The organism is Belnapia sp. F-4-1, from assembly GCF_000802185.1.
Classification (GTDB): domain Bacteria; phylum Pseudomonadota; class Alphaproteobacteria; order Acetobacterales; family Acetobacteraceae; genus Belnapia.
Window position 1 is genome coordinate 26,457 of the sequence record NZ_KN676117.1, and the last position, 13,376, is coordinate 39,832.

The window sequence follows — 13,376 nt, forward strand, 5'->3', positions numbered from 1 at the left end:
GCTCCGTCCTTAGCGACACCCTTACGAGCGTCGATAAGATCAGAAGACAGGTTCACCCACGCGCCGGAAGGCGGTCCTCGGCGGATGGGTACGCTGCATCAACGCCGCGCATCGCCTCAATCCTGATGCAATGCACTAAGGAAGGTAAGCACGGAAGCGGCCATAAACGGGTCACCCTGCTTCAGCCGAACCACCGCTTACCGTTGAGCTGAAGCTTCTTCGTTGCGGTCCAGCGGGCGGGCCGCCTTGCTCACCAGCCAGGCGAGGACGTCACGCATGCGAGCCAATTCAGGACTTCGATCTGCAAGGCAATGCGCTGATCGGAGTAACTGTGGTCCGTGGCGAAGTGTGCCCGCGAGAGCTTGTCGCTTCCGAGCGCCCCTACTGCTTGCCCAAGTGCATCGCTGCTGGCGGCGAACCCATCATCTGAGGTGACGAGCAGCAGAGGCCGGTCAGCGAGCTTTGCGGCAAGGCTGTCGAGGCGCCAGGAAGAAGCGCGATGCGCCGCTTCTGCTGCCAACGCGGCGGCCGAGGTGCCCGATAGGATGTGCAGCCCGTCACTAAACCCAACATTGTCGTCCACCGCAGCCACGCCGACCGTACGGGAGGGCGACCCGAAGGCTGATCCGAGATCCACGCCCGAGAGTAGGCAGGCAGCCCGCACCTCCGGGTCCGAACTCGCCAAGTAAGCTGCGGCGAAGCCACCCATGCTGTGCCCGACAACGACTAACCGCCTCACGTCGATCCTTCGATCCCGCGAAGCACCTGCGCTCCGCAGCCAAGCCAAAGCGGCTGCCGCATCCTCGAGGCAATTCGCAAACGAGAAAGAGCCCGGGGTTCCCCAGGATCCTCGGTAGTGTAGCGTCAAAACGTTCCAACCGGCGCGCCGAACTGACTGGGCGAGATCGAGATTCTGCTCGTTCCCGGGAAGCCCATGCAGTAGCAGGACCGTGGGGTGCGGTTCCGGACCGGCTGCCAAGAAGAGAAGGGCGTTCAGATTGAAGCCGTGACTGGGAATAGCTTCGGCCGAGTTTTGCGCCCGCCATGCAGGGTCCGGCGCTGGGTCCTGGAACAGAGCGACAGGCAATCCTTCAACCGACATGACACCGGCGACCAGCTTTCCTAGCGACGAACTCATAGGGAGGCGCTTTCCAGGTTCGAAGTCGCGCCAATGCGAGTGCCGCACTCCCAAGCGCTTTTTCAGCCTGCCTGCCGACGTTGTGCCCAGACTGCACCAGTCGGGAAGACCACGCTCGGATTAAGCTGCCTTGATCATCGTCCATGTCACGATAGCTCACACGCCGCACCCATTCACCGATTTCTGTTTCGAAATCTGAATTGTTTGATTTCTTTCGGGACGGAGATTGGTTCGACATTCGTTTACAGCCTTCGGCAAAGCGCCATGCTGGTGTCGCAGCTGGCCTCACCGGCCGCCAGGCCCGACACTCGCCGATCCGTCCTCGGCCGATGCCATGCCGCGGGCGAGGTGGTCCGCGCTCGTGGCACTGAGTGCGAAGGGAATGTCGACCAGGAGTGCGACGCGGATCAGCGCCTGGAAGTCAGCTTCATGGGGGTGTGGGTTCATGGGGTCGGGGAGGAAGACCAGCGCGTCCACCGCGCCCTCCACGATGCGGGCACCGACCTGCATGTCCCCGCCCTCGGGCCCGCTTTTGAGCCGCTCCACCCGAAGCGAGGGGCAGGCGCGTTCCACCGCCGCGGCGCTGGACCCGGTCCCGATCAGGGTATGGCCGGCGAGCCAGTGCTCCCAGCGCTTCGCCCAGGCCAGCAAAGCGTCCTTCTTGGTGTCGTGCGCGATGAGCGCGATACGAAGGCGTTCCGGCATGCATCGCTTCCCCGGGGGCGTTGCAAAGGCACTAGGCGGGTCGGGTCAGTCCCGGTCGTCCCCGGCCACACTGCGGGGATGGCCGCCCTCGTCAAGGGCGACGAAGGTGAAGTTGCCTTCCGTCACCTTCTGCGGCTCCTTGCCGTGCCCGCGTCCACGGGCCCAGGTCTCGACCTTCACCGCCACCGAGGTATCGCCGGTCTTGACCAGCGAGCAATAGCAGCTGACCTCGTCACCCACCGAGATGGGCCGCAGGAAGCGCATGGCCTCAATCGCCACCGTGGCGACACGGCCCTGCGCGTGTTCGGCGGCCAAGCCGCCGCCCGCCAGGTCCATTTGCGACAATGTCCAGCCGCCGAAGATGTCGCCGCCGGCATTGGCATCACAGGGCATCGCAATGGTCCGCAGATGCGGACCGCCTGGAACATCCGGGAGACTGTCGGCCATGCCTGACGTTCCTTGCTTCGTGCGGAGCGGGCCCGGTGCGACGGTCAGGCCGCGGCCCTATCGGTCACGCCTTAACGCGCAGGCGGGGCGATGTATCCGGCGCCCGATGAAAACCTGCCTTCGGCTGGCAGGGGCGACCACCCAATCCCGGCCAGCGCCCAGGGTGGTCGAGCGGCACCGTCAACGTGACAAGGGTTGGCGAGCATCGCCAAGTTGTTGGGCTGATGGACGCGTTTGGTGACATGAAAACGGCCGGGGCACCCGTGGTGCCCCGGCCGCTCTCTTTTACGCTTCGAATCCTTGCTGAGCCCGCGCCGACGTTACTCCGCCGCAGCCTGAGAGCGCTGCTGGGCCTGGTCGGTCTGGCGGATCTGCTCCTCGAGTGGGCGCAGCGTCTCATCGGCGGTGCGGCGCGTTGCACGAACCAGCATGGCAGTGTTGCGCAGCACGGTGTCCGTGTACTCGCGCATGAAGCGCTGCTGCAGTTCTACAATGGGCGCCGGGTTGGCGAGGCGGAACAGCTCCTGCGCCGCGTGCAGGTTGGTCTGCATCACGCCCTCGACCAAACCCGCCATCCCCTGCTGTAGGTCGCGCAGCCCGCCTTCGGCGGCGTTCGGCAGCGTCATCAGCTGGCGCACGTTCTCGCTTGTGCCCCGGGCCGCCTCGGCCACCTTGCGGCTGACCTCCTCAAAACGCTGCGCCGCATCCTGCGTAATCTGACGCTGAGCGTCGGTTACCGCCTGGGTGCTCCGGCGCGCCGTGTCGGTCGCAAGTTCAGCAGCGCGGCGGGCCGCACCGGCACCTGCTTCGGTGCTCTTGCGCGCCATGTCGGCGCCAGCCTCGGCATTCTGGCGCAGCGCCTCACTGGCGGCGTGACCGCCTTGCTGGACGGCCTCGGCGCTGCGACGGACCGCGGCATCGGTGGCGGCGGCTGCACGTGTATCTTGCGGCTTATTAATGTCGGCCATGTCGATTTCCCACCAATAAATCTTTAGCGCATCAAATATTGCTGCACTGCATAATCCTGTTGTGCGCCAGTAGACGTCCCAACGCAAGAAAATATTTGTGGTAGAGGGCGAAGGAACTATTCCAGAGTACGGACTTTTATTTTCTTGAAAATGCAAGTTGCCGCTCGCGTTGCTCTCTGATCTGGGTTTCGGGATGAACAGGCAGAAACTTTAGCCCGTAATTAAAACAGTATTTTTTCACCAGTTTGGTTGCCCTGCTCGCCGCCGGCATCGCCATCGATGCAAGTGATTCCGACGGCTTATCCTAGCCGTCCCGAATTGATTGGCTCTGATGAGCTCGGCGCGGCCAAACATCATAGGAACATAGCATTGAACCTCTTCGCAGCAGCCAAGATCCTTCTCGGGAGCCGGACGGCGCTCGCCTGCGGGGCGGCCGTCACTGCCCTCGGCGCGCTCGCCCTGGTGAACCGCACCGCCGCGCGCCGGGCGGAGCGTCAGCATCCACCTCGGGGTACGTTCCTCGATGTGGACGGCGTCAGGCTGCACTATACCGACCGAGGTGCCGGGCAACCGATCGTCCTTATCCACGGCAACGTGGTGTCTGGCGACGATTACGACACTAGCGGCGTCGCCGAACGCCTGCTGGAAACTCACCGGGTCATCATTTTCGACCGCCCCGGCTTTGGCCACAGCGAGCGCCCACGCGGCCGCAGCTGGACGGCAACGCAGCAGGCCGAACTGCTCCACAAGGCGCTCAAGCAGCTGGGTATCGAGCGTCCGGTTGTGGTGGGCCACTCCTGGGGCGCCATTGTGGCGCTCTCGCTGGCGGTGCGGCACCAAGCTGACACGGCGGGCCTCGTGCTGCTCTCCGGCTACTATTTCTGGACCCTGCGGCCGGATGTGCTGCTGGTCACCGTGGGGGCAGTCCCAGTGCTTGGGGACATCCTGCGCTACACGGTCTCGCCATGGCTGGGGCGGCTCCTGATGCCCTTGCAGAAGCGCGTCATGTTCTCGCCGGCCTCGGTCACCCAGCGGTTCCGGCGCGAGTACTCGGACGCGATGGCCCTGCGGCCATCCCAAATCCGCGCTACCTCGGTCGATGGCGCGCTAATGATCCCGGGCGCGCTGGGCTTGCGCCGGCGCTACACCGACCTTCGGATGCCTGTGCTCATCCTGGCAGGAGACGGCGACAAGGTCGTTTGGAAGCGCAATGCTGAGCGCCTGCACGCCACTATCCCAGGCAGCGCGCTGCGGATCGTCGAGGGGGCAGGGCACATGGTCCACCACTCCGAGCCGGGGCAAGTTGTCGAGGCTATTCGGTTGATTGCCAGGACGTCCGCCAAGCTGCCCGGAACAATGCTCGGCGAAACAGCGGTGTCGCTCCGAGCGGTCTCTGAAGCTTCAGCCCGAGCAGCGTAGCAACGCCGCCCTCCGGGGTGCGGGGCGGGCAGGCCCCGGAGCAGCTGGCGCCGAGGCAGGTGCTGGAGAACGCGTCCGCGTTTTCCTACTTCTCCAGCACATAGGTGCCCGGCGCGTCCGCAATTGGCGGATGCGCGGCGCTGCCCGTTGCTGGTGGCCTGTCTCGTTCGCCCGACCGCGCCGTGAGCCAAGCCGACCAATCCGTCCACCAGCTGCCGTCGTGCTTCGTGGCCGCCTTGCGCCACTCCTCCGGCGTTGCCGCTTGCGCCTCGTTGGTCCAGTAGGCGCCCTTGCCACCCGGCGGGTTGATGATGCCAGCGATGTGGCCAGAGGAGGCAAGCACGTAGCGCACCTTGCCGCCGAACAGCTGCGTGATGTGCCAAGCAGCGTCCCATGGAACGATGTGGTCCTTCTCGGCGCCGACCGCATAAGTGTCCAGCTCGATGCGTCCAAGGTCGATGGGTTCGCCTTTGAGCTCGATCTTACCTGGCACGACGAGGTTGTTCTCCTTGTAGGTGTTCCGCAGGTACCAGGCGTGTGCGGCGCGGCACATGCGGGTGCCGTCGCTGTTCCAGTAGAGCAGGTCGAAGGCCGGCGGCTTCTCGCCCATGAGATAGTTGTTCACCACGTTCGCCCAGATCAGGTCGTTTGAACGCAGCAGGTTGAACATGTTGGACATCTCTCGGCTGTCGAGATAGCCGCGCTCCATCATCTGCTGCTCAACCAAATCCATGGCTGTCTCGTCCATAAAGACGGCGGTGTCACCTACCCGCGTGAAGTCCTGCAGCGAGACCATGAAGGTCGCTGCATTGAAGCGGTTGTCCCTCTTCCGAGCCAGCCAGGCGAGAGTTAATGCGAGTAGCGTGCCACCGATGCAGTAGCCCATCACGTTGATGGACTTGGCGCCAGTGATCTCGCGTATGACATCACTCGCCTCCAGCGGGCCGAGGTCCATGTAGTCCTCGAAGCTTATGTCCTCCATGGACGCGTCGGGGTTCTTCCAAGACACCATGAACACGGTGAAGCCCTGCGAGACGAGGTGCCGAACCATGCTGTTCTTTGGCTGCATGTCCAGGATGTAGAACTTGTTGATCCAGGGCGGCATGATCAGCAGCGGCGTCCGGTGCGCCGTCTCGGTTGTCGGCTCGTACTGGATCAACTCAAGCAGGCGGTTGCGGTGGACTACCTTGCCCGGTGACAGGGCTAGGTTACGCCCAGGCGCAAAAGCGGAGGAGTCCACCATGCTAAGCCGCCCATTTTTCAGGTCGGCCGCCAAGTTGCGTGCGCCGTTGGCGAGGCTGGCGCCGCCGGTCTCCATCGCTCGGCGCAGCGCCGCCGGGTTCGAGGCAAGCAGCAGCGCTGGGCTCATGGCGTCCACAAACTGCCGAAGATGGAAGTCGAGCCGCCGGCGCTCCGCCTCGTCCACGCCCTCCGCCTGCTCAGCGCCTTGCTTCAGCAGCCAGTCGGAGGCGAGCAAATAAGCCTCCTTCAGCGTGCGATACACCGGGTTGGCGTGCCACTCCGGGGCGGCGAACCGCTTGTCACCGCCGGCGGCAGGAGCACTGCTTCCCGCCGGCTCCATACCCCACCATCGCAGGCCGGCCTCGTTCCAGGCTTCCACGGCCGAGCGCAGCAGGTTTGCGTTCAGCTCCACTGCTGCCATGGCCGCGCCTGGCTGGTTTAGGGAGCGCAGCCACACCGTGCGGAGCGCTCTGACGACCTCGGCCCAATCCACGGGTACGACGTCGCGCAGCGGATTGGCGTTCCACATCTGATCCACAGAACGCAGGAACGGGTCCTTGGCTAACATGTCGCTAAGCTGCGCCACCCCGCCGCCGGGCGCGCTGCCGCTGAGCTGATCGGTCGTCATCTGCCACCAGGGCTTGGCATGGTTGGTCCAATTCCAGCCCGCCGATCCTGACATCGCCTCCACCCAGGAGACCCAGACCCCGAGCATCGCGTTGGGTCCCGGCGAAGAGCTCCCGCCCTCTTCGCCCGGTTGCCCGGGTCCGCTTTTCTCGCCAATGTCTTGGCCTGCCATGGCGCTTCCCCTTCGTCGGTGGTCCCGTCTGCGCTGTGTCGCGTACGCCTCGATCTTATGGCCCCGCCGCAGCATTCCCGGCACGCCCGGCGGTCCGATCGCAACGCCATCAGAGACTCAGCAACGTCCCAGGGTCAGCTAAGTTGGAAACCGTCTGTAAGCCCCGCCATCTCGTCACGCGGGGCGCGCAGCGGAGCCCTTCCAGTGCTGCCAGCCAAGCCTGGTTATCGCAGCGAGGCGGTCAAGCCGGTACCGAGCCTTCCGCTCCGGCCGGCTACGGCAGCGAGCTCATCTGCCGTAGCATGGTGTGCCAGCTCGATGGCAGCATTGCCTTCGACTGGTCAGCGAAGGGGCTGATCGTCACCTTGCGGATGCGGCGGGACCACTTGGTGGTCTAAACCACCAGCGGGCTCAGCATGAGGGCGCGGCTACCAGGCCATGCTCCGTAGCTGGCGCATTCATGCTTGTGCCGGTATCGAAATCGTCGGGTGAATAGGTGCAGCCGTCGGCTAACGACCAGCTGCACCGGTTCGTTGTGAACACACTGCCTCAGCGGTTCCATGAGCCCTTACGCTGGACACCCGGCCAGGCGCGCAAGTGCTTCAGACGCGCGGGCGGTCGGCATGCACGTTGCCGGCGCGGTCCTTTCTCATGAACAGCGGCGCCAGCCCAGCGAGCCCGAGCAGACCGAGCCACCCCCAATTAAACTCGTCGTCGCGGTCTGCCGGTCGCGTCGTCGTCGACGTACCGGTCGTCCCCGGAGAGGCAGTCGTGCCAGTCTGTGCCATGACCGGCATGGCGGTGAGAGCGAGCAGCAATGTGGCCGTAGCGAAGTGCATATCAAAATCCTTCCCCGCTTGATGACGGGTGGTGAGCGAACGATCCTGATATCGGTCCGTTCCCCGGTTAGGGACGAGCGCAGTCGCCCAGGGGGGCCTACCCGCGCCGCTCTGCCAAGCCATATGGCGCGAAGTCGGGACGGAACCCCCTGATGGCCAAGCGTCATGCCAGACTTGGCGATAAAGCCGAAGCAAGGCGGTCGGCCTGCTTGATGGTCACCATGCGGCCGGCCTCCTCGTCCCACAACAGGTGGTCGGGCGAGGAGAAGGCCTCGCGCAACGTCACGACCCGCGCGGTGGCGAAGGCAGGATGCGCGTCATGGCAAGCCTCCAGCAGGTAATTCGGGATCCGTGGCGCGGCGGTACTGTCCGGCGGTCATGGGGTGGCAGCCACTATAAAAGAGCGGTGCCTTCACGGGTTTTTCAGCTCTGAAGGTGCCGCCTCATCCTCCGCGTCCGGGTCGCGGCCCTGTTGGCGATCAAGGGACCGCATAATGGGCGTGACGGTAAGCCCGTGCAGGAGGACCGACATCAGCACTATAAGGCCAACTAGACCCCAGAGCCGCTCAGCGCCTGCCATCTCCATATGATTCAGGCCGTAGGCCAAGTAGTAGAACGAGCCGACTCCTCTGATGCCGAAGAAGGCAAGCGTCAGCTTTTCACTTCGATTTGCCTTGAAGCCGATCAGGCCGATTAAGCCGGTCAATGGGCGAATGACTAGCAGGATCACAGCCGCAGCGGCGGTATCGATCCAGGTAACCGGCTCCAGAATGCCTTGTGCAAGCGCCCCGCCGAAGAGCAGCAGCAGGACCATCATGGCAATGCGCTCGATTTGCTCGGTCATCTCATGCATCTGGACTTGGAAGTCATGCTCTCGATGCGCGCTGCGGAAGACCAAAGCCGTCACGAACACAGACAGAAAGCCGTAGCAGTGGATGACCTCAGTCAGCCCGTAGGAAACCAGTGTGGCGGAGAGCGCGATCAATCCATCGCCAGTCTTGGCCAGCTTGGTCTCAGCAGGAACGTGGAAGGTAAGCCAGCCGAATGCGCGGCCAATCAGCCATCCTGCTGCAACGCCACCACCAATTTCCCAGAGCACCCGGTAGGTGACCCACTCGAGGAACCAGGGCTCGCCGCTGCTGGCCGCCGCGGCGAGCGCGATGGCGAGATGAACGAAGGGAAAGGCCAAGCCATCATTGAGCCCGGCCTCTGAGGTCAGGCCAAAGCGAACTTCATCCTCCTGCCCCGTCTTCGGCGGGCCGACCTGGACGTCGGCGGCGAGGACGGGGTCCGTCGGCGCGAGGCTGGCTGCCAGTAAGAGAGCTGCCACCCAGGGCATTCCCAGGCCCCAGCCGAGTAGGAGTGCAATGGCGGCTATGCCTAGGGGCATCGTCACACTGAGCAGCCGCCAGGTCACTGTCCATCGACGCCAGTCGAAGATGCGGTCGAGCTTCAAGCCTGCGCCCATCAACGCGATTATGACTACGAACTCAGTGAAACGCTCGGTGATCTTGGGATGATCGAGCGGCAACGGGCTTAGCGTGACCTGCGGCAAGGAGAACAAGGCCGCGCCGAGCACAATGCAGACGATTGGCAGCGAGAGCGGTAATCGCTTGAGCACCAAAGGCAGCCACGCCACCAGCGCGATCAGGAACCCAAAGCCGGTGAGGGTTAGGATATAGGAATCAGGTAGCCAGCTGCCGTCCATCATGTGCCTCTAACAGGAAGCACCGAACAAGTTTCTCGCAAGAATGGATCGAGGTTAGAAATGTTGCTTGTAAGCCGCGCGAAGGTCGGTGCCCAGACGGCGCGTAAGATGGGCGTCATGTAGACTTCAGATCATCTCTCCTACTGATGCTTGGCACTGAAGCGGGGTGAAAATACCCAGTAAGGCGGGTCGTGGTTCACGGGTTTGGCGGCGGGGCACCGGGCGAGGCGTCACCCTCACCAGCGCGTTTGCGCAGGTCAGTCTCGCGCAGCAGACGCCGCAGCGCCTCATCACCGATCTCATCATTCTCCCTTAGCCCGACAAGAGCGCGGCGCTCCGCAGCGAAGGTCTCCGGATGTGCCGCCTCTTTTCCCAGCTGACGTTTGGCATCGGCAGTAGCCTGGCGGGCCCGCTCCTCCTCGTGCTCCGCCTGACCACCCCCGCCAAGTTCGGCACCGTGAAGGGTCCGGCGCAGCGTCAGCCCCTGCAGCAGCACGGAGCCCAGGATCACCCCGGCCGCCACCACCAACAGCAGTCCGCGTTCGGCAAAGGGCTGCCCGTCCGGCCAGCTTGCCGGAACGGAAAGCACCACGATGAGGCCGAGCACCGAACGCGTGGAAGCCCAGGCCATCACCCCCGCCGCGACGACCTGACCTGCCGCCCCCTCTCCTGCCAGCGCTTCCCGAAGTGGAGGCAGGCGCGTGGAGACAAGGGAGCCGAACCACTGGACGCCTAGCACCAGAGCGAGAATGCCGGCAGCCGTTGTCATTACCCGCCAGGACGGCCAGTCACCGAGTCCGGCCAATGCCTCCGGCAGGGCAAGGCCGGCGAGGAAGAACAGCACCGACGAGACGAGCAGGCTCGCCTCTTCCCAAAAAGCCATGGCGCTAATCCGCGCCTCCGCCGAGGAGCGCGCCTCTCCCGTCTCGCGGTCCACCCGCGCGGCGGAGACCACCAGCGCCGCCGTGATCACCACGACGGCTAAGGAAAGGCCCAGGCTGCGGGCCGCCAGGGCGCCAAGATAGGGGGTGGCGAGCGAAATCGCGATCTCAATTGGCGCCGGTCCTGCCCGGTCGCGCAGCCAGAGCACTGCTCGGCCGATCGCGGCGCCCGCCAGGGCACCACCCAGTAACTGCCAGGACATGGTCATCGCCGCTTCGCCCAATGCCGGCGTCTCGCCCGTCCGGAGCGTACCCAGCGCCAGGGCGAGGGCCGTCAGCGCCACAATGCGGGAGGCCATCTCGCGGGCCTTCAACGTGTCAGCCAGCGTGCGCGGGACATGCGGATGGCCCCCCGCCTCCTGGAACAGGCGTGTGTCGAACAGCGTCGCCGCCACGCCCAGCAGCACGGCTGCGGTCCAGCTGAGACCGGGCAACAGCACCCAGCGGGTCGCTGCGGCAACGGCGAGCATGGTGGCGAGAGCAACCATCGCGCCTACCACTACGCCCGGCAGCAGGGCGTGGCGCAGCAGATGCGACGTGGTCCGCACCGTGCCAGCGTAGATGATTGGCGGGAGGAACAGGCCGATTGCTAGATCAGGGTCCATGTTCACAGGCGCCGGCCCGGGCAGCAGACCCACAACCAGGCCGATGCCGAAGAGAGCAATGGTAGGTGGAAATCCCGACCATCGTGCGAGTGCCAGTACCGGCCCGACGCCGGCTAGCAGCAGCGCAATGAATTCAACGGCACCCATTCCTGACCCTCTCCGGAGCTACACCGGTGCGCCGCCAACGCATGATGCCAGCCAAGTGTCGCCATAGGGGCGTAGAAGGCACGGCACCGCTGACCGGCTGCTCGCAATACCTTGCAGCGTCCAGCCGGCCCGCTCGGATGAACACACAGCGAACCCCGATAGGGTCGGTGGAACAGCCGAAATTCTGACCTGCAACCACAGGACCTGCTTTAGCATCCGTGCTCGCGTCAGGGATGCGTGACCGTAGGGAGTTGGGCGATGGCTGTGTTCCGCTTGTGGTCCGCAAGTCGCGTGGCGGTACTCAGGCGTGACTATGGCTGACCCACTCTGGATGCTGGCCGGCCTTGCCGCGACATCTGTTGCCGGCCTTGTTGCCACGCTGGGCTGGTACCGGCGGCGGCGACAGGCGGCGGCCCGGGCGGCGGACAGGACCGCTGTCGGCGGGGAGGCAAGCCGGGAGTTCCACCTTCCGCCCACGATCGAGGCCGCGGAGCGCGAGATGGCGATGCTGCTCCGCCGCATGCGGGCCTACCTGCGCGACCCGTATGACTACGCCACGTCGCGGATTGTAGGTGAGGCCGCTTTTGAGATGTGCCTCGACCGCGCCGGCATCCTTGGCGCCCGGATTGCCGAGCTGGGCGGTGCTGCACCTACCGGCCCATCGGAGCACGAGCGCACACGCGGGCTGATCCTGGAAGGTCTCATGGCTGGTCACCGGATGGCTGCCCAAACCGGCGGCGGTGTGGCAACGCGGCAGGGTGTGCATCCGCCAAGCCGTGAGGTGAGGTCACGCTCAAGACTTCGATCAAAATAACCACTCACCCAGCGCGGGTCTGGCCTGCCCGAGCGCCTCGCCAAGCGCCGGATCTGGCAGCTGTCTCACCTCCCATGCCCAGCATGTAACTGAAAGTGACAACGATTAGCTGGGTTACGCGTATCCTATTTCTGGAGGTGGCGCATGACCGATCCCGACGACCGCGAGGGTGGATTCTACTGGATCAGAATTGGTGATCAGGAGCCTGAGGTTGCTCAATGGCAGACCGAGTGGAGCCAGTGGCTGGTGACAGGGCGCGAAATGCCACTGTCGGATCTCCTATCCGAAGAGGTTGTGGTGCTCGGTGAGATGCTGCCGCCGCCGGCAACCCCCATCACCCTTTCGGCGGCATAGCTATAGCCGCCTTGTCAGCTGATTGCGGCGGCGTCGGCTCACATGATGGGGTGGATGCCCCCTGCTCCGCGGCATCGAGGTGCCATAGCGTGGTTGGTGCTGAGCCTGACCACGGGAGAGAGGAGGCATCCATGGAGGAGATTAGGACGATCGGCCTCGACTTGGCCAAGAGCGTGTTCCAGGTGCATGGGATCAGTGCAGCAGGTGGGGTGGTAGTGCGGCGCAAGCTGCGTCGGTCAGCGCTGCTGGAGTTCTTCGCGGCCCTGCCGCCGGCGCTGGTCGGCATGGAGGCCTGCGACGGAGCGCACCATTGGGCGCGCGAACTCACTCGCCTCGGCCATACGGTCCGGCTCATGCCACCGGCCTACGTGAAGCCCTATGTCAAGCGCGGCAAGACCGACGCGGCGGACGCCGAGGCGATCTGCGAGGCGGTGACGCGCCCGACCATGCGCTTTGTGCCCGTCAAGACCGAGGCGCAGCAGGCCAGCCTGATGGAGCTGAAGGTCCGCGACATGCTGGTGCGCCAGCGCACCCAGACCATCAACGCGCTGCGCTCCCACCTTGCCGAGTACGGCATCGTGGCGGCGCAGGGGCGCAAGTTTGCCGAGCTGATCGCGGTAGTCCGCGACGGTGATGACACCCGATTGCCTGAAATGGCCCGCGAGGCTCTGGGCGACTTGGTAGCGCAGATCGAGGCCTTGGAAGGACGCATCGAGCGGCTCGACAGCCGCATGGTCCGCCATGCTCGTGAGGATGAAGCGGTGCGTCGGCTTGCGAGCATCCCCGGCATCGGGGCGATCAGCGCGACAGCCCTGGCCGCGATGCTGCCCAATCCGCATGGCTTCGCCTCGGGGCGGCACTTCGCGGCCTCGCTTGGCTTGACCCCGAAGCCGCACTCGAGCGGCGGCAAGGAGCGCCTGGGCCGGATCTCCCGGCAGGGCAATTCCGTGCTACGCCGGCTGCTGGTCCCCGGCGCCACCAGCCGTCTACGCAATGCCCGGCGCAACCCAGAGGCTGCGGACTGGGCCACACGGCTGCTGGCGCGGCGACCTTTCAAGGTCGTGGCCGTGGCGCTGGCCAACAAGATGGCCCGCATCACCTGGGCCTTGCTGGCCCGGGGAGGAACCTACACAACAACCGCGACCGCCTAGTCGGTTGTGTCAGAGCTCGCCGGGCGCCGCGTCCGGCGAGGGCCAAGGTGCTGAAGCGACGATGACAGCGAGAGACCGGTGAGCCGGTGACGAGACAGG

Annotated in this window: 12 protein-coding genes; 4 read left to right on the top strand and 8 right to left on the bottom strand. The window is 64.9% G+C overall.

From position 1 onward, the window contains the following. Nucleotides 1-250: 250 nt before the first annotated feature. The 4 genes from LH62_RS29895 to LH62_RS27335 all read right to left on the bottom strand — a co-directional run bounded on the left by LH62_RS29895 (nucleotide 251) and on the right by LH62_RS27335 (nucleotide 3,258). Entirely contained in the window at nucleotides 251-1,138 is an 888-nt protein-coding gene (locus LH62_RS29895; protein WP_082012989.1) for an alpha/beta fold hydrolase, read from the bottom strand. A 285-nt stretch (nucleotides 1,139-1,423) separates the two neighbouring features. Continuing rightward, nucleotides 1,424-1,843, bottom strand: coding sequence for a methylglyoxal synthase (locus LH62_RS27325; RefSeq protein ID WP_043367362.1), 420 nt, complete (start codon nucleotides 1,841-1,843; stop codon nucleotides 1,424-1,426). A gap of 45 nt (nucleotides 1,844-1,888) precedes the next feature. Then, nucleotides 1,889-2,290, bottom strand: coding sequence for an acyl-CoA thioesterase (locus tag LH62_RS27330; RefSeq protein WP_043367363.1), 402 nt, complete (start codon nucleotides 2,288-2,290; stop codon nucleotides 1,889-1,891). A 320-nt stretch (nucleotides 2,291-2,610) separates the two neighbouring features. Continuing rightward, nucleotides 2,611-3,258 carry a phasin family protein gene (locus tag LH62_RS27335; RefSeq protein ID WP_043367365.1) on the bottom strand — a complete coding sequence of 216 codons (648 nt, stop codon included), beginning with the start codon at nucleotides 3,256-3,258 and terminating at the stop codon, nucleotides 2,611-2,613. Between the two features lie 369 nt (nucleotides 3,259-3,627). On the opposite strand from LH62_RS27335, the gene LH62_RS27340 reads away from it, so the two are divergent. After that, on the top strand, nucleotides 3,628-4,677 hold the full coding sequence (locus LH62_RS27340; RefSeq protein ID WP_201445682.1) for an alpha/beta fold hydrolase: 1,050 nt from the start codon (nucleotides 3,628-3,630) through the stop codon (nucleotides 4,675-4,677). 85 nt (nucleotides 4,678-4,762) lie between these two features. On the opposite strand, the gene LH62_RS27345 is transcribed toward LH62_RS27340, so the two are convergent. From LH62_RS27345 to LH62_RS27360, 4 genes are all read right to left on the bottom strand, one after another. After that, nucleotides 4,763-6,634, bottom strand: a complete 1,872-nt coding sequence (locus LH62_RS27345; protein WP_201445683.1) for an alpha/beta hydrolase — start codon at nucleotides 6,632-6,634, stop codon at nucleotides 4,763-4,765. Between the two features lie 686 nt (nucleotides 6,635-7,320). Continuing rightward, entirely contained in the window at nucleotides 7,321-7,557 is a 237-nt protein-coding gene (locus LH62_RS27350; RefSeq protein ID WP_043367366.1) for a WGxxGxxG family protein, read from the bottom strand. Nucleotides 7,558-7,969: 412 nt separating this feature from the next. Further along, nucleotides 7,970-9,268, bottom strand: coding sequence for a sodium:proton antiporter (locus tag LH62_RS27355; protein ID WP_236552717.1), 1,299 nt, complete (start codon nucleotides 9,266-9,268; stop codon nucleotides 7,970-7,972). A gap of 193 nt (nucleotides 9,269-9,461) precedes the next feature. Then, nucleotides 9,462-10,958, bottom strand: a complete 1,497-nt coding sequence (locus LH62_RS27360) for a cation:proton antiporter (protein WP_043367367.1) — start codon at nucleotides 10,956-10,958, stop codon at nucleotides 9,462-9,464. A 313-nt stretch (nucleotides 10,959-11,271) separates the two neighbouring features. On the opposite strand from LH62_RS27360, the gene LH62_RS27365 reads away from it, so the two are divergent. From LH62_RS27365 to LH62_RS27375, 3 genes are all read left to right on the top strand, one after another. Further along, entirely contained in the window at nucleotides 11,272-11,772 is a 501-nt protein-coding gene (locus LH62_RS27365) for a hypothetical protein (RefSeq protein ID WP_043367368.1), read from the top strand. 144 nt (nucleotides 11,773-11,916) lie between these two features. Further along, on the top strand, nucleotides 11,917-12,126 hold the full coding sequence (locus tag LH62_RS27370; RefSeq protein WP_043367370.1) for a hypothetical protein: 210 nt from the start codon (nucleotides 11,917-11,919) through the stop codon (nucleotides 12,124-12,126). A 131-nt stretch (nucleotides 12,127-12,257) separates the two neighbouring features. After that, complete coding sequence (locus tag LH62_RS27375) at nucleotides 12,258-13,277, top strand: IS110 family transposase (RefSeq protein WP_043367371.1); 1,020 nt, start codon at nucleotides 12,258-12,260, stop codon at nucleotides 13,275-13,277. Nucleotides 13,278-13,376 lie beyond the last annotated feature (99 nt).